Genomic DNA, 16349 nt, shown 5'->3' with positions numbered 1-16349 from the left:
GGTCCCGCCGCGCGGGCGCCGCGGCGGGCCGGCCCGCCGCCGCTTCCCCCCCCTTCCGGCCGCGGCCGGCCGGCCCCACGGGGGGCGGGCGGGCCCGCGGCGCGCGGCGGCTGGCGGCGCGGTGTTAAGCGGGGCCCCCTCCTATGCCCGAGGCGTTAAGCGGGGGCCCCGCCTTTCAGTTCTCCGGGGTGTCGCCGTGGCCGCGGGGGTGTCGCCAGCGGTCGTTGGGCTGCTCCTCGCGCTCGGCGCCGAGGATCGTCTCCTCCGGCTCGTCGGTCTCCTCGAAGCTGGGCCGGCGCACCTGCTCCGGCTCCGGCACGTCCACCGGCCGGGCGCCGGACTGCGGCGCCGGCTGGTACTCCACCGCCTCGCGGGCGCCGTGGGCGCCCTCGGCGGCCGGTGACTCCGGCGTCCGGGCGACGTGGTGGAACTCCTCGCTGAGGCGCTGCGGCGGCTTCGTGGTGCGTTGCGGCAGGTCCCGGCCGAGATCGGAGACGAGCGGGCCGTACTTGGCGTCGAACGCGGGGCGCTCGGAGCGGATCCGGGGCATCCGGTCGAAGTTGCGCAGCGGCGGCGGGCAGGTGGTGGCCCACTCCAGCGAGTTGCCGAAGCCCCACGGGTCGTCCACGGTGACCATCGCGCCGTACCGCCAGGACTTCCACACGTTGTAGATGAAGAACAGCGTGGACGCGCCGAGGATGAACGACCCGATGCTGGAGATCTCGTTCAGCCCCGTGAAGCCGTCGCTGGGAAGGTAGTCGGCGTACCGGCGGGGCATGCCCTCGGCGCCGAGCCAGTGCTGGACCAGGAACGTGGCGTGGAAGCCGACGAACATGGTCCAGAAGTGCATCTTGCCCAGCCGCTCGTCGAGCAGCCGGCCGGTCATCTTGGGGAACCAGAAGTAGATGCCGCCGAACGCCGCGAACACGATGGTGCCGAAGAGCACGTAGTGGAAGTGCGCCACCACGAAGTAGGAGTCGGTGACATGGAAGTCGACAGGCGGGCTGGCCAGCAGCACCCCGGTCAGGCCGCCGAGCAGGAACGTGACCAGGAAGCCGACGGCGAACAGCATCGGCGTCTCGAACGTCAGCTGCCCCTTCCACATGGTGCCGATCCAGTTGAAGAACTTCACCCCGGTCGGCACCGCGATCAGATAGCTGAGGATGCTGAAGAACGGCAGCAGCACCTGGCCGGTGGCGAACATGTGGTGCGCCCAGACCGCCATGGACAGCACCGTGATGGCGAGCGTGGCCAGCACCAGCCCGGTGTAGCCGAAGATCGGCTTGCGGGAGAAGACCGGGATGATCTCGGTGATGATGCCGAAGAACGGCAACGCGATGATGTAGACCTCGGGATGGCCGAAGAACCAGAACAGGTGCTGCCACAGCATCGGCCCGCCGGTCGTCGGGTCGTAGACGTGCGAGTGCAGGATCCGGTCCGAGGCGAGCGCGAACAGCGCGGCGGCCAGCAGCGGGAACACGAAGATCACCAGGAGGCTGGTGAGCAGCAGGTTCCAGGTGAAGATCGGCATCCGGAACAGCGTCATGCCGGGCGCGCGCAGGGTCAGCACCGTGGTGATCATGTTGACCGCGCCGAGGATCGTGCCCAGACCGGAGATGGCCAGGCCCACCACCCACATGTTCGCGCCCACGCCGGGGGAGTGCTGCGCCTCGCTCAACGGGGTGTACGCGGTCCAGCCGAAGTCGGCCGAGCCCTGCGGCGTGAAGAAGCCGCCGACCGTGATCGCGGCGCCGAAGAAGTACAGCCAGTAGGCGAACGCGTTGAGCCGGGGGAAGGCCACGTCCGGCGCGCCGATCTGCAACGGCACCAGGTAGTTGCCGAACCCGAACACCATCGGCGTCGCGAACAGCAGCAGCATGATCGTGCCGTGCATGGTGAACATCTGGTTGTACTGCTCCGGGGAGAGCAGTTGCATCCCGGGTCGCGCCAGCTCTGCCCGGATGAGCATCGCCATGAACCCGCCGATGATGAAGTACGCGAACGACGTGCCCAGATAGAGCAGGCCGATGACCTTGGCGTCGGTGGTCCGCAGCAGCCGCCACAGCGAGTTGCCGTGCGTCGCCTCCCGGACCGGGCCGGGATAACCGCCGAACCGGGCCGGCGCGAGGATCGCGGGCCCCCGGTCGTGTGCCGGATCCGTGACTACTCGCTTGGGCATGGCATCTCACCTTGTGTGACGACAGACAGGACGGGCGCGCGTACCCGTCCCCTCTGCCCATGAAACCAGGCGAGAGCGGAGAATTCGGTCAGTTCGCCGGGAGCATGGCCCAGACGACCTTGCCGGCGCCGACCGGCGTGCTGCCCCAACGCTGGGTCAGCTCCCGCACCAGCATCAACCCGCGACCGCCCTCGGCCGCCAGGTCGCGGCCGGTCGCGGCCCGCGCGTCGGCCGGGCTGCCGTCCATCACCGCCACCCGCAGGTACGGCCGGCGCAGCGTCAACGTGACCTGCATGGGCGTGCCGGCGTGTCGGACCACGTTGCCGACCAGCTCGCTGAGCACCAGCGAGGCCGGACCGACGAGTTCCGGCACGTTCCACCTGCCGCACGCCTCGGTGACCAGCTCCCGGGCCCGGCGGCAGGCCCCCGCGACCGGCTCCAGGCGCTCCCGCACCCGGGGCGCGGCGGCGGTGCCGGCCAGCGCGGTGGCCTCGGCGCAGTCCCGGCGCACCGGCACCACCCGGCAGGCGGTGGTCTCGTTCAGCCAGGCCGCCGCGTCCCGCGGCGGGGCGGAGAGCACCAGCGGGACCGCCGGCCAGTCGTCGGCGCGCCGGCAGGCGGCGGCGAAGACGGAGAGTGCCAGCGGCTCGACCACGTCGACGTCCTCCAGGTCGACCACGAGCGCGTCCGGCTGCGCGGCCAGGCACCGGTCCAGCACCTCGTGCACCGCGCGGGTGGTCCCCAGGTCGAGCGCGCCGGACAGCCGGACGACGGTGACCGGGGACTCGTCACGGACCTCGCACCTGATCCGGGTCGACATCGGGCCCTCGTTTCAACTCGTCGGGAGGACTACCGACGTACCCGGCCCCCGGAGCACCGAAACCGGCCACCGGGCGCGTCCCGCTCCCCGACCGGTGTCGCTCCGCCCGGTTCAGCCGCGGTGCTCGCGACGCCCGGCGAACAGCCCCAGGGCCAGCATGGCGCCGCCGAGCAGCAGGTGCAGCCAGACGTCGGAGGGGTCGACCGCCAGCACGTTCGCCGCGCTGCGCCGGTCAACGGCCAGGCCGAAGAGCCAGAGCACCAGATAGACCGCGCCGCCGCCGAGCAGGAACGCGCGGGCGCCGGCGACGGTGCGGGCCAGCGCCAGGCCGGCCGCGCCGAGGGCCAGGTGGACGAGGTTGTGCAGCGCCGAGACCTGGAACAGCCCGAACAGCCGGGCGCCCGAGCCGGGGTCGGCGAACCGCAGGTCGGCGTAGGGGCTGGTGATGCCGGGCACGAAGCCGAGCACGCCGAGCAGCAGCAGGAGCACGGCGACGCCGGAGGCGGCCCGGCGCACCGGTGACCGCCCGTCGGCCGGATTGCGCCGCGCCCGGGAGTGCGCCGTCGAGTTCGTCACGCCGGTCTCCTCGCCACCGTGGAGACCGCCGGTTTCCCGGGCTCGTCGCCGGCAAACCGCCGCCGGGTCGGCGCGGGCGGCCGTCGGCCCCGGACGTGCGCCGGCGCCGGACGTGCGCGGGCCCGGCCGGGTGGGGCGGCCGGGCCGGCGTACTCCCGGTCAGGCGAGCTGCAACGGCCTCGCGGCGCCCCGGCGGACCCGGTCGTACAGCTCCACGTACCGCTCGGCCATCCGGGCCGGGGTGAACCGCTCGGCCGCCTCCCGCCGGCACTCGCCGGCCTCCAGCAGGCCGCCGGCGAGCACCAGCTCGCCCAGCTCCTCCTCGTCGGTGGTGAGCAGGCCGGTGCGGCCGTGCTCGATCAGCTCCGGCAGGCAGCCACGGGCGGTGGCCACCACCGGCGTGCCCAGCGACAACGACTCCACCACCGCCGTGCCGCCCGGCTCCTCCCAGCGCAGCGGGAACAGCGACACGCGCGCCGAGGCGACCAGGTCGTCGCGCTCCTGCCCGGCCACCGTGCCCACCCAACGCACCAGGTCACCGTCGACGTACGGGGCGACCTGCTCGTGGAAGAACCGGACGTCCGGGTTCTGCCGGGCCTCGTCGCCGGCCGCGGCCAGGTCCTCCGGCCGGTGGTACGGGCCGACCGGGCCGGCCAGCACCAGCGGGAAACCGACCCGGTGGGCGAGGCGGGCGCCCAGGTCCTGCCCCTTGCCCGGGTTGATCCGGCCGAGGATCACCGCGTGCTCGCCCTTCGCCACCGCCGGCCGGCGGTCCGCGTCGACCGCCAGCGGGGTGGACAGGTGCACGTGGCCGACCGAGTGCTCCCGCAGCGCGCGCGGCGCCCTGGCCAGTTGCGAGGCGGACACCCCGTTGACCCGGACCCGGTCGCCACCGTCCAGGTTGCCGTACAGCTCCGGGTGCTTGGCCAGGTCCCAGTGCAGGGTGTGCAGCACCGGCGGCGCGTCCGGGCCCATCGCGGCGAGGGTGGCCAGCCCGACCGCCTCCACGTGGTCGTGCACCAGGTCGACGTCGTCACGGGCGTGCAGCGCCCGGACCACGCCGGCCAGGTGCGCCTGGGACACGCCGCAGACCTGGTTGTACGGCCGTTGCAGGGCGGCGAACTGGCCGTCCGGGAAGACCGCGATCCGCTCGTCGACAGGCAGGGTGCTGCTCTCCACCGAGGCGAGCACCACCCGGACGCCGAGCCGGCGCAGCTCCGGCACCAGCGTGGCGATCACGTTCTCGATCCCGCCGTAGCCCGGCGGCGGCACGGACAGCCACGGGCCGGCGTTCATCAGCACGGTGAGCGTCATGCGCTGCCCCATCTCTCGAAGGTGGTTCTCATGCGGCGACCCGCCGCCGGGGGATGCGGTGGCGCAGCTCGGCCAGCGGCGGACGTTCCTCGACCGAGACGTCGTTGACCACGATCTCCCGGTCCAGGTTGGGCAGCGCCTCCGAGCCGCCCCGGCGGAACTGGGTCAGCAACGGCGTCGGGGTGGTGCCGGGCGCGGCCCAGCCGCGCCGCTGCAGCCGCGACCAGGCGGTCAGCATGATCTGCGCCGACATCCGGCCCAGCGCGGCGGTGTCCTGGTGCCGGTGCTTGCGCTCGCCCAGGTCGACCTGGGCCAGCGCGTCCAGTCCGACCAGCTCCAGCAGGTCGATGAGCATCGCCGTCTCGACGCCGTACCCGGTGACGAACGGCACCCGCTCCAGCACCTCGCGACGGCCGGCGTACTCGCCGGCCAGCGGCTGCACGAAGCCGGCCAGCTCCGGCCAGAACAGGTTGAGCAGCGGCCGGGCCATCAGCTCCGTCACCCGCCCGCCGCCGTCGGGCTCCACGCCGGTCGCGCCGACAAGCGGGCGGTGGTAGAAGCCCTTGACGAACTCCACGCCCGGGTCGGTGAGCAGCGGCCCGAGCAGGCCGGTGACGAAGTGCGGCCGGAACTCGCGCAGGTCGGCGTCGATGAACGCGACGACGTCCCCCTCGGCGGCGGCCAGCCCGGCCCAGAGCGCGTCGCCCTTGCCGGTCAGTCGCGGCAGCCCGCGGGTCATCGCGTCCTGCCCCACCACCTCGGCGCCGGCCGCGCGGGCCACCTGCGCGGTCCGGTCGGTGGACCGCGAGTCCACCACGATCAGCTCGTCGACCAGTGACATTCGGTCCATCAGATGCTCACGGATCGTCGACACGATCGCGCCGACCGTGGCCTCCTCGTTCCGCGCCGGCAGCACCACGCTGACCCGGCTGGTTCCCTTGGCCCGCACCAGCCGGTCGGCCGGCCAGTCGTCGGCCGCACTGGTGCGGTACGTGGCCCACGCCTCCACCACCGGTGAGACGGTCGAATCTGATTCCCGCACGGGCACCCCCCATTAGTTGCGGAATCGCAAGTGATTGTTTCCCAGTTCGGAACCCGCGCTAACCGATCCTGCCCAACGGTGTGATCACGGGGATGAACGTCACGTTGCGCGCGGGGTCGCGTTTGCCGCGCCAGCGCCGGGGGGAGTGCTGTGCGCAGTTTGTCAGTCACGGTGAGAGGGCGGTCGGATGCGGGTGGGACTGGTCGGGGCCGGCGGGGTGGCGCAACGCCACGCCCGCGTGCTCACGGGCTTCGAGGACGTGGAACTGCTCGGCGTGACCGACGTGGCGCCGGAGGCGGCGCGGGCGCTCGCCGACACGTACGGCGGTCGGGTCTTCTCCGACGTGGCCGAGATGCTCGCCGCCGGCCCGGACGCGGTCTACGTGTGCGTGCCGCCGTTCGCCCACGGCCCGGCCGAGGAGGCGGTGGTCGCCGCCGGGGTGCCGATGTTCGTGGAGAAGCCGGTGGCGGTCGACCTGGAGACGGCCGAGCGGATCGCCGGCCTGGTGGAGCGGGCCGGGCTGCGCACCGGCGTCGGGCACCACTGGCGTTACCTGCACGTGGTGGAGGAGGCGCGGCGGCTGCTCGCCGACCGTCCGGTGCGGATGGTCAACGGCGCCTGGCTGGACAAGGTGCCCCCGGTCGCCTGGTGGGCCCGGCGGGACCGCTCCGGCGGCCCGGTGGTGGAACAGGCCGCCCACGTGCTCGACCTGGTCCGGCTGCTGGTCGGCGAGGTCACCGAGGTGACCGCGTACGGCGACGGGACGCCGCCTCCGGTCGACGGCGCCGACATCGACTCGGTGACCGCCGCGACGCTGCGGTTCGCCTCCGGGGCGGTGGGCACGCTCGCCGCGGCCTGCGTGCTCACCTGGAAGCACCGGGCCGGCCTGGAGATCCTCGCCGACGGGTTGGCGCTGTCGCTGGCCGAGGACGGCCTGACGATCCGCGACGCCGACGGCGAGCGCCACCTGCCCGCCGATCCGGACGCCGCCCGGGTCGCCGTCGACCGGGCCTTCGTCGACGCGGTGCGCGGCGTCGGCGACGACGTGCGGGTCCCGTACGCCGAGGCGCTGCGGACCCAGCGGCTCGCGCTCGCGGTGGCCGAGTCGGCGCGGACCGGGCGCCCGGTGGCGCTGCCGACCGGCCCGGCGGCCCGGCCCACGACCGCGGTGGCCGACGCGGGGATGACCGTCGATGCGTGACCGGGTGGTGGTGGTCAGCGGGCCCGGCCGGGTCGAGCTGGTCGAGCAGGACGCGGCCGAGCTGCGCGACGGCATGTTCCGGGTGGAGACGCTCTACAGCGGGGTGTCCGCCGGCACCGAGCTGAGCTTCGTCAAGGGCACCAACCCCTACCTGCACGTCACCTGGGACGCCGGCCTCGGGCTGTTCCGGCCCGGTGGGGCGAGCACGCCCTACCCGGTCACCCGGCTCGGCTACATGCAGGTCGGGCGGGTGGTGGAGAGCCGCACGCCGGCGATCGCGGTGGGCACGGTCGGCGCGATGACTTACGGCCACCGCAGCGGCTGGGTCGCCGACCCGGTCGCGGAGCGGTTCGTGCCGCTGCCCGACGACCTCGACCCGCTGCTCGGCGTCTACGTCGCGCACATGGGACCGATCTGTGCCAACGGGCTGCTGCACGCCGCGGCCGACCTGTGCGGCGCCGACGTGCGTACCCTCGGCGACGGCGTCCGGGGACGGCGGGTGGCGGTGGTCGGAAGCGGCGTGGTCGCGCTGCTCACCGCCCTGTTCGCCCGCCGGCACGGCGCCGCCTCGGTGGTCGTGGTGGACCCCACCCCGGCGCGGCGGCAGGTGGCCGAGGCGTTCGGCCTGGAGACGCTCGACCCGGAGGCGGACGACCCGGCGGTGGTGCTCAAGACCCGGTGGAACCACGCCGCCGGCGACCGGGGCGCGGACGTGGTCTTCCAGTGCCGGGGCCAGGACTGGGCGTTGCAGCTCGCGCTGCGCCTGCTCCGGCCCCAGGGCACGGTGGTCGACCTGGCCTTCTACCAGGGCGGCGCGGACGCGGTCCGGCTCGGCGAGGAGTTCCACCACAACGGGCTGTCGCTGCGCTGCGCGCAGATCGGGCGGGTGCCGCGCGGGCTCGCCCCGACCTGGGACCGGGAACGGCTCTCCGCCGAGACGGTGGAGCTGCTGCGCCAGTACGGCGACCAGATCCGCAAGCACCTGGTCTCCGCGGTCGCGCCGCTGGACGAGGCGCCCGCCCTGCTCACCGACCTGGCCGAGCGACGCCGGTCGGAGCTCCAGGTGGTGCTCACCGCCTGATCCGGCGCGGCCACCCGGCGAGCCGGTGCGGCGCCCGGCTACGGTTCGGTCATGACCGCCGAAGCCGGCCCCGCACCGGGGCTCGCCGCGCTGCTGCCCTACCTGCGCGCCCACCGCGGCACCCTGGTCGCGGTGGGCGCGCTGTCGCTCGCCGGGTCCGCCGCCGCGCTCGCCCAGCCGCTGCTCACCCGCACCGTGCTGGATCGGATCACCGCCGACCGCCCGGCCGCCGGGCTGGTGGCCGGGCTGGTCGCCCTGGTGGTGGCCGGCGCCCTGCTCGGCGGGATCCGCGACTACCTGCTGCAACGCACCGCCGAAGGGCTCGTCCTGGGCGTCCGTCGCCGGCTGGCCGGGCACCTGCTGCGGCTGCCGATCGTCGAGTACGACAGGCGCCGCACCGGCGACCTGCTGTCCCGGGTGGGTGCCGACACCACCCTGCTGCGGGCGGTGGTCACGTCCGGTCTCTTCGAGACCGTCACCGGGGCGGTGATGGTCCTCGGCGCCGGCACCGCGATGCTGCTGCTGGACCCGCTGCTGTTCGGCGTGACGCTGGCCGCGGTCGCGGTCGGCGTGGTCTTCGCGGTCACCGTCGCGCGCCGGGTGCGCGGGCTGGCCCGTCGCGCCCAGGAACGCGTCGGCGAGATGACCTCGGCGGTCGAGCGGGCCATCTCCGCGGCCCGGACCATCCGGGCCAGCCGCGCCGAGGGCCGGGAGACCGACACGGTGGTGGCGAGCGCGACCGCGGCGTACCGGGCGGGGCTGGGCGTGGCCCGGGCCGAGGCGGTGGTCGGCCCGGCCAGCACGGTCACCCTGCAGGGCGCGTTCCTGCTGGTGCTGGCCGTGGGCGGGGCCCGGGTGGCGTCGGGGGCGATAAGCGTCGGCGACCTGGTCGCGTTCGTGATGTTCCTGTTCTTCCTGGTGCTGCCGCTGGGCCAGGCGGTGCACGCGTACACCCAGTTGCAGACCGGACTGGGCGCGCTGGCCCGGATCGAGGAGATCCTCGCCGTGCCCGACGAGGAGACCGGCGACGCGCCGGCCGCTGCGGTCCCGCCGGCCGCCGGCGTGCCGGCGCGGGTCGAGTTCGACCGGGTCGGCTTCGGCTACCCCGGCGGTCCGCCGGTGCTGCGCGAGGTCAGCTTCACCGTGCCGGCCGGCACCCGGACCGCGCTCGTCGGGCCGTCCGGCGCCGGCAAGTCCACGCTGCTGGCGCTCGTCGAGCGCTTCTACGAGGTGGACGAGGGCGCGGTGCGCCTGGACGGCGTGGACGTGCGGGAGTTGCCCCGCGACGCGCTGCGCGCCCGGCTCGGCTACGTCGAGCAGGAGGCGCCGGTGCTCGCCGGCACGCTGCGCGACAACCTGCTGATCACCGCGCCCGACGCCGACGACGCCCGGCTGCGCGCCGTGCTCGACGAGGTGAACCTGAGCCACCTGGCCGACCGGACCGCCGACGGGCTGGACGTGCAGGTGGGGGAGGGCGGCGTCCTGCTCTCCGGCGGGGAGCGGCAGCGCCTGGCCATCGCCCGGGCGCTGCTGGCCGGGCCGCCGGTGCTGCTGCTCGACGAGCCGACGAGCAACCTCGACGCGCGCAACGAGGCGGCGCTGCGCCGGGCGATCGACGCGGTGTCGGTGCGCCGCACGCTGGTGATCGTGGCGCACCGCCTCTCCACCGTGGTGGACGCCGACCAGATCGTGGTGCTCGACGGCGGCCGGGTGGTGGCGGTCGGCACGCACGACGAGCTGACCACCACCAGCCCGCTCTACCGGGAGCTGGCCACCCACCAACTGCTCGTGGCCTGATCCGCCCGGACCGGCCCGGACCGGTGGGGACGGGACGAAACCCGGACACGCGCCGACGGCCGTGCCGGGCGGGGGTCACAATCGGCTGCGGTTCGCGTACCGTTGCGGCTCATGGGTGTGTCGCAACGGATGAAGACCAGGTTCCGCCGGTTCCTCCAGCGCCCGGGGACGACGGTCGACCTGGCTCCGCTGGAGAAGCTGCTGCCGGCGATCGAGGCCCGGGAGGCCGAGCTGGAGCAGCTCTCCGACGCCGAGCTGACCGAGGCCGCCGGCCGGGCCGAGAAGTACGAGGAGATCTGCGCGATCGGGCGCGAGGCGGCCCGCCGCGGGCTCGACCAGCGCCCCTACGACGTGCAGCTGCTCGGCGCGATGGCGCTGCTCTCCGGCAAGGTCGCCGAGATGGCCACCGGTGAGGGCAAGACGCTCACCGCGACCGTCGCCGCGTACGGGCACGTGCGGCTGGGCAACGGGCCGGTGCACGTGCTCACCGTCAACGACTACCTGGCCCGCCGCGACGCGGAGTGGATGGAGCCGGTCTACACCCTGCTCGGGCTCACCGTCGGGTGGGTCAACGAGGCGTCCACGCCGCAGGAGCGGCGCGCCGCCTACGGCTGCGACGTCACCTACGTCGCGGTCAGCGAGGCCGGCTTCGACTACCTGCGCGACCAGCTCGCCACCGACCTGGCCGACCGGGTGCAGCCGCCGCTGCGGACCGCGATCGTGGACGAGGCCGACTCGATCCTCATCGACGAGGCGCGGGTGCCGATGGTGCTCGCCGGCGCGGTGCCGGGCGAGCAGGATCCGGTGCACGCCGCCGCCGCGCTGGTGCGCGGCCTGCGCAAGGGCAAGCACTACACCGTCGCCGAGGACGGCCGCAGCGTCGCCTTCACCTCGCTGGGCCTGGCCACGGTCGAGGCCAAGCTGGGCGGCATCGACCTCTACGACGCCGAGCACGTCGGGCAGCTCTCCGCGGTGAACGTGGCGCTGCACGCGCACGCCCTGCTGCACCGCGACGTCGACTACATCGTCCGGGACGACTCGGTCGAGCTGATCGACGAGATGCGCGGGCGGGTCGCCCAGCGTCGCCGCTGGCCGGACGGGCTGCAGGCCGCGGTCGAGGCGAAGGAGGGGCTGGACGCCACCGCCGAGGGCGAGGTGCTGGGCACCGTCACCGTCCAGGCCTTCATCGCGCTCTACCCGACGGTCTGCGGGATGACCGCGACCGCGGTGCTCGTCGGCGACCAGTTGCGGGAGTTCTTCGGCCTCGAGGTCGCGGTGATCCCGCCGAACACCCCGTGCGTCCGGGAGGACGAGCCGGACCGCATCTACGCCACCCGCGCCGAGAAGGAGGAGGCGCTGGTCGACGAGATCACCCGCTGCCACCAGGCGGGGCGTCCGGTGCTGGTGGGCACGCTCGACGTCAAGGAGTCCGAGGGGCTGGCCACCGCGTTGCAGGCCGCCGGCGTGCCGTGCGTGGTGCTCAACGCCAAGAACGACGACGAGGAGGCGGGGATCATCGCCGAGGCCGGCGCGTACGGCGCGGTGACGGTCTCCACCCAGATGGCCGGCCGGGGCGTGGACATCCGGCTCGGTGGCAGCGACCAGTCCGACCGGGAGCGGGTGGCCGAGCTGGGCGGCCTCTACGTGATCGGCAGCGGCCGGCACGACAGCCGTCGGGTCGACGACCAGTTGCGGGGCCGGGCCGGTCGGCAGGGCGACCCGGGCGGGTCGGTCTTCTTCGTCAGCCTGGAGGACGACCTGGTGGTCCGGCACGCCGGCGACACGGTTCCGGCGTCGCCCCGGATGAACGCCGACGGCCTGGTCACCGACGCGCAGGTCGACTACGCGGTGGAGCACGCCCAGCGGGTCGCCGAGGGCGTCAACCACGAGATCCACCGCAACACCTGGCGCTACAGCCACGTGATCGAGCAGCAGCGCAAGGCCCTGGCCGAGCGGCGGGAGCGGCTGCTGACCACCGACATCGCCGCGCTCATGCTGCTGGAGCGGGTGCCGGAGAAGGCCAACGAGATGGACGAGGACCTCCTCGCCGACGTGGCCCGAAAGATCGCTCTCTACCACCTGGACCGGCTCTGGGCCGAGCACCTGGCCGAGCTGTCCGAGGTGCGCGAGGGCGTGCACCTGCGGGCGCTGGGCCGGCTCGACCCGCTGGACGAGTTCCACCGCAGCGCGGTGCCGGCGTTCAACGCGCTGATGCCCGAGATCGAGACGCGGACCATCGCCACGTTCGAGGAGACCGAGTTCGACGAGGGCTGGGAGCCGGACGCGTCGAAGCTGGTGCGGCCGAGCGCCACCTGGACCTACCTGGTGCACGACAACCCGTTCGGCTCGGAGCTGGACCGGCTGATCGCCTCGGTGGGGCGGCGGCTCATCTCCGGGTCCCGCTGACCCGATCGCGAGGGCCCCTTCCGGTCGCCACGGCCGGAAGGGGCCCTTTTGCGCGGTTTCGACGGCGGTCAGGCAGGGTAGTAGGCCGAGGCTCGGCCAGAGGGAGGACGGACATGGGACAGGCAACGGCGCCGGAGGGGAACACCGCGTGGACGGGCGCGGGGGCGGTGGAGGCCGCGGCGCGGTGAACCTCGACACCTGCCATCCGATGACCGACGACCTGGGTGTGCTGGAGACCGCCGCGCTGCTGCGCGAGCTGACCGCCGGCCTGATCGCCGTGGAAGGGTTCGACGAGGCGCTGGACCGGCTGGTCCGGATCGCCCGCGACGCGGTGCCCGGCGTGGACTCCTGCGGATTCACCGCCCTGCGGGCCGGCGAGCCGGCCGGAGTGGCCGCGTCCGACCCGCACCGGGCCGAGCTGGACGACCTGCGGCACGGCCCGGACACGCCGGCGCTGAGCGCCATCCGCCGCCGCGAGATGATCATTGCGGGCGGGTTGGCCGACGAGACGCGGTGGCCGGTCTGGAACGCGCGTGCCCGCGCGCTTGGCGTGCACGGGGTGATCTCCGCGCCGGTCGACGTGGACGAGCAGGTCATCGGCGCGATCAACCTGTACGCGCAGTCCCCGGAGGCGCTCACCCCGAGTCACCAGCTCACCGCCATGCTGTTGGCCGAGCACGCCGGCCTGCTTCTCGCCGCGGTTCGGGACCGGGAGCGGGCGACCGCCCGGGCCGGTCAGCTCGACGGCGCGCTGCTGGCCGAGGGGGCGGTCGGGCACGCGATCGGAGTGATCATGACGCAGCGGGGGTGCCCGGCGCCGGAGGCCCTCGACGTGCTCCGCAGTGCCGCCTCCTCGTTGGACATACCGCTGCGCGAGGTGGCCGAGCGGCTGGTGCTCACCGTCTCCCGCCCCCGGGACAACTGACCGACAGTCGTTTCGCCCCACGGGCCCTCGGGTAGCACCCTGGACTGGTGATCTGCGCCGACGTGGGGAGTACGCGATGGAGAGCCGACTTCGGGTGCAGGGGCACCCCATCCAACCGATGCTGGTGACGTTCCCGTTCGGGCTCTTCGTCAGCGCCGCCGTGTTCGACCTGGCCGACGTGGCCGGCGGCCCGGCCTTCCTCGGCGAGGTGGGCTACTGGACGGCGGTCGCCGCGCTGGTGGCCGCCGGGCTCGCCACGGTGGCCGGGCTGGTCGACCTGTGGGACGTGCGGATCGGCCGGGCCAACCGGACCGCCGTCACGTTCAACCTGGTCAACGCCGTGATGGCGGCCATGTTCCTGCTCACCTGCCTGATCCGGGCGCACGCGCCGCAGCGCGGCGCGACCGGGGGCCAGCTCGCCACCGAGCTGGTCGCGCTGGTCGTGGGCGCGGTCGGCGTGGGGCTGGGCGCGCGGCTGATGCAGCAGTCCGACCGGCGCCGCGCCGCCGAGCCGACCGGGCTGGAGACGATCCCCGGCGCGACCGTCGAGATCGTCCGTCCGCGCCCGTTCTGACCGTCCGCCGCGCACCGCAGCCGGGCGTGTCGCGGCGGCCGGTGGAACGCCATGGGCGTCTCAGGCCCTCGCCGACACCCATGACGTTCCACCCACCGCCCGCGGAGTCCACGAGTGGAACGCTGTGGGTGTCTCAGCGCCACCCGGCCGCTCCGGAGGCCGGCGCGGCAAGCGGCCGGCCGTGGCACGTGGACCCGAGACGTGGGCAGCCGGGCGGGCGCGGAAATCGCGTTGCCGGCCGGCGCCGTCCGGCGGCAGGCTCGGCGCATGGTCACCGATCGCGGGTTCGACGAGCTGGTCGCCGAGGCGGAGGCCGCGCCGGTCGACGGGTGGGACTTCTCCTGGCTGGCCGGCCGGGCCACCGAGGAGCGCCCGCCGTGGGGCTACGCGCGCCTCGTCGGCGCCCGGCTGGCGGCCGTCGACGCCGCCCTCGACATCGACACCGGCGGCGGCGAGGTGCTTGCCGAGGCGCCCGCGCCGCCACCGTTGCTGGTCGCCACCGAGGCGTGGCCGCCGAACGTGCCGGTGGCCCGGCGCAACCTGCGCCGGGTCGGCGGCCACGTGGTCCGGGTCGGGGAACGCCCCCCGCTGCCGTTCCGGGACGCCGCGTTCGACCTGGTGGTCAGCCGGCACCCGGTGGCCACCTGGTGGGACGAGGTGGCGAGGGTGCTGCGCCCCGGCGGCAGTTACCTGTCGCAGCAGATCGGCCCCGGCACCGTGCGGGAACTCAGCGAGGCGGTCCTCGGGCCGCTGCCGCCGCCGGAGCACCGCCACCCGGAGCGGGCGGTCGCCGCCGCCGAGGCCGCCGGGCTTGCCGTGGTGGACCTGCGCAGCGCCACGCTGCGTACCGTCTTCCTCGACATCGGCGCGGTGGTGTGGTTCCTGCGGAAGGTGGTCTGGACCGTGCCCGGCTTCACCGTCGACCGGCACCGCGCCGCGCTGCGCCGGCTGGACGAGCGGATCCGGGCCGAGGGCCGGTTCGTGGCCCACGCCCGGCGCTTCCTCATCGAGGCCCGTCGCCGCTGACCGGTCGGTGCGCGGCGGCGTGGTGCGCGGCCAGCACGTCGGCGCCGAAGTCACCGGCGGGACGGCGCAGCACGGTGTGCGCGTGGTTGCCGTCGTCGGTGGTGTTGTCGTACTCGATCAGCAGGTCGTCGCCCTGCACCCGGTAGTAGTGCCGCCGCCCCGGCTCGACCGGGCCGGCCCAGGCGAAGTGCAACTCGCCCCCGTCGAGCCGGTCGGCCTCCCGGGCGGCCAGCTCGGCGGGGAGCCGGTCCAGGTAGAGCGCGACCAGGCGGTCGAGCAGCGCGCGGCCGGTCGGTCCGAGCCGGCCGCGCGGCACGCCGAGCGGGTCGAGCCGGTCGGGCGCGGTCGCCCGGGTGGCGCTGATGATGTCGGCCGGCGCCTCCTCGGCGACGATCGCGGCGGACCGCCCGCCCGGACCGAGCGCGGCCAGCAGCTCGCGGGCCAGGTCCTCCTCCGGGCCCAGCGGCCGGGACACCGGCCGGCCGGCGTGCCGGACGGTGGCCGGGTTCGCCCCGAGGAAGACCGGGGCGGGGGAGACCCGGTCGTCGGCGACGGTCATGCTCACCGACAGGTGGTGGCCCTCGAACCGCCACGCCCAGCGGTCGTCGCGCGTCGGGTCGCCGAAGACCGCCACCCAGTAGTCGCCGCTGTGCCTTCCGCGGCGCCAGCCCCCGGCCCGGTCGAGCACCTCCTCCAGTGCCACCACCGCCATCGCCTGGGCGTAGGCGGCCGGGCTGAGCGCGGTGGCGAGCAGCCGGTGGGCGGCCTTGCGGGCGTCGACGTCGAGGTCGGCGACCGCGACGCCGGGTCGGGGGCGGGGCCGGTACTCCAGCCACCGCCGCGCCGGCTCGTCGTCGAAGTCGTGCCGGGCCCGCCGGCGGGCCGGTTCGTCGAGCGCCGCCAGCAGCGCGCCGGCCGCGACACGCATCTGCTCGGGTACGGGATCCTCCACCGACCCTGTATACCCGCCCGGGGCGTCAGTCGCGGCCGAGCAGCGCCAGCATCTCGGGCAGCGCGAAGAACCGGGCGGTCTCGACCGCCGAGGGGCCGCCGTGGTCCGGGTCGGCGCCGGCGTCGAGCAGGGCCCGCACCGCTGCCGCGTTCTGCCGGAAGACGGCCGCCGCCAGCGCGGTCTGCCCCCGGTCGTTGACCCGGGCCGGATCCGCGCCGCGGGCGAGCAGCGCGGACACGGTCTCCGGGTGGGCGTGGTAGGCGGCCAGGATGAGCAGCGTGTCGCCCTTGGCGTTGGTGAGGTTGACCGGCAGTCCGGCGTCCACGTTGGCCGCCAGTTCCGCGGTCTCGCCGGCCCGCGCCAGGTCGAACATCCGGTGGGCGAAGTCGATCGTCGCGGCGTCCAGTTCGTCGGGCATCCGCCCAGGTTAAGGCGTGCCGGCCGGTCGCGCCTGGT

The 16349-nt window shown here is 74.6% G+C and carries 14 protein-coding genes; 7 read left to right on the top strand and 7 right to left on the bottom strand.

Annotated elements, in window-relative coordinates; genetic code table 11:
* Window positions 1-175: 175 nt before the first annotated feature.
* The 5 genes from ctaD to ACIA5A_RS18595 form a co-directional block, all read right to left on the bottom strand.
* Complete coding sequence (gene ctaD, locus ACIA5A_RS18615; protein ID WP_396763431.1) at window positions 176-2179, bottom strand: cytochrome c oxidase subunit I; 2004 nt, start codon at window positions 2177-2179, stop codon at window positions 176-178.
* 88 nt (window positions 2180-2267) lie between these two features.
* Window positions 2268-2999, bottom strand: coding sequence for an ATP-binding protein (locus ACIA5A_RS18610; RefSeq protein WP_396763428.1), 732 nt, complete (start codon window positions 2997-2999; stop codon window positions 2268-2270).
* Between the two features lie 111 nt (window positions 3000-3110).
* Window positions 3111-3575 carry a DUF4383 domain-containing protein gene (locus ACIA5A_RS18605; RefSeq protein WP_396763425.1) on the bottom strand — a complete coding sequence of 155 codons (465 nt, stop codon included), beginning with the start codon at window positions 3573-3575 and terminating at the stop codon, window positions 3111-3113.
* Window positions 3576-3734: 159 nt separating this feature from the next.
* Entirely contained in the window at window positions 3735-4889 is a 1155-nt protein-coding gene (locus ACIA5A_RS18600; RefSeq protein WP_396763497.1) for a glycosyltransferase, read from the bottom strand.
* A gap of 28 nt (window positions 4890-4917) precedes the next feature.
* Window positions 4918-5898 carry a glucosyl-3-phosphoglycerate synthase gene (locus tag ACIA5A_RS18595; protein ID WP_396763494.1) on the bottom strand — a complete coding sequence of 327 codons (981 nt, stop codon included), beginning with the start codon at window positions 5896-5898 and terminating at the stop codon, window positions 4918-4920.
* A gap of 220 nt (window positions 5899-6118) precedes the next feature.
* On the opposite strand from ACIA5A_RS18595, the gene ACIA5A_RS18590 reads away from it, so the two are divergent.
* From ACIA5A_RS18590 to ACIA5A_RS18560, 7 genes are all read left to right on the top strand, one after another.
* Entirely contained in the window at window positions 6119-7132 is a 1014-nt protein-coding gene (locus ACIA5A_RS18590) for a Gfo/Idh/MocA family protein (RefSeq protein WP_396763422.1), read from the top strand.
* On the top strand, window positions 7125-8213 hold the full coding sequence (locus tag ACIA5A_RS18585; RefSeq protein WP_396763419.1) for a zinc-binding alcohol dehydrogenase: 1089 nt from the start codon (window positions 7125-7127) through the stop codon (window positions 8211-8213). The genes ACIA5A_RS18590 and ACIA5A_RS18585 overlap by 8 nt, the downstream gene beginning before the upstream one ends.
* A gap of 51 nt (window positions 8214-8264) precedes the next feature.
* Entirely contained in the window at window positions 8265-10010 is a 1746-nt protein-coding gene (locus ACIA5A_RS18580) for an ABC transporter ATP-binding protein (RefSeq protein WP_396763416.1), read from the top strand.
* 111 nt (window positions 10011-10121) lie between these two features.
* Window positions 10122-12416: an accessory Sec system translocase SecA2 gene (gene secA2, locus ACIA5A_RS18575; protein ID WP_396763413.1), complete on the top strand. Its 2295-nt coding sequence runs from the start codon at window positions 10122-10124 to the stop codon at window positions 12414-12416.
* A gap of 208 nt (window positions 12417-12624) precedes the next feature.
* The gene (locus ACIA5A_RS18570; RefSeq protein WP_396763491.1) at window positions 12625-13341 is read left to right on the top strand and encodes a GAF and ANTAR domain-containing protein; all 717 of its coding nucleotides are present in this window, start codon (window positions 12625-12627) and stop codon (window positions 13339-13341) included.
* 76 nt (window positions 13342-13417) lie between these two features.
* On the top strand, window positions 13418-13915 hold the full coding sequence (locus ACIA5A_RS18565) for a DUF2231 domain-containing protein (protein WP_396763411.1): 498 nt from the start codon (window positions 13418-13420) through the stop codon (window positions 13913-13915).
* 267 nt (window positions 13916-14182) lie between these two features.
* A complete protein-coding gene (locus ACIA5A_RS18560) occupies window positions 14183-14941 on the top strand; it encodes a class I SAM-dependent methyltransferase (RefSeq protein ID WP_396763408.1) in 759 nt (252 codons plus the stop codon).
* Here ACIA5A_RS18560 and ACIA5A_RS18555 read toward each other — a convergent pair.
* Together ACIA5A_RS18555 and ACIA5A_RS18550 are read right to left on the bottom strand one after the other, a co-directional pair.
* Window positions 14919-15893 carry a DUF3500 domain-containing protein gene (locus tag ACIA5A_RS18555; RefSeq protein WP_396763404.1) on the bottom strand — a complete coding sequence of 325 codons (975 nt, stop codon included), beginning with the start codon at window positions 15891-15893 and terminating at the stop codon, window positions 14919-14921. The two genes, ACIA5A_RS18560 and ACIA5A_RS18555, sit on opposite strands and share 23 nt — an antisense overlap.
* A gap of 25 nt (window positions 15894-15918) precedes the next feature.
* The gene (locus ACIA5A_RS18550) at window positions 15919-16311 is read right to left on the bottom strand and encodes an ankyrin repeat domain-containing protein (RefSeq protein WP_396763401.1); all 393 of its coding nucleotides are present in this window, start codon (window positions 16309-16311) and stop codon (window positions 15919-15921) included.
* Between the last annotated feature and the right edge of the window lie 38 nt (window positions 16312-16349).

Origin of the sequence: Micromonospora sp. NPDC051300, from assembly GCF_044455315.1 — a bacterium.
Lineage (GTDB): Bacteria > Actinomycetota > Actinomycetes > Mycobacteriales > Micromonosporaceae > Micromonospora > Micromonospora robiginosa.
Note: the sequence above shows the minus strand (reverse complement) of the source record. Positions and strands in the feature narration are given on the sequence as shown.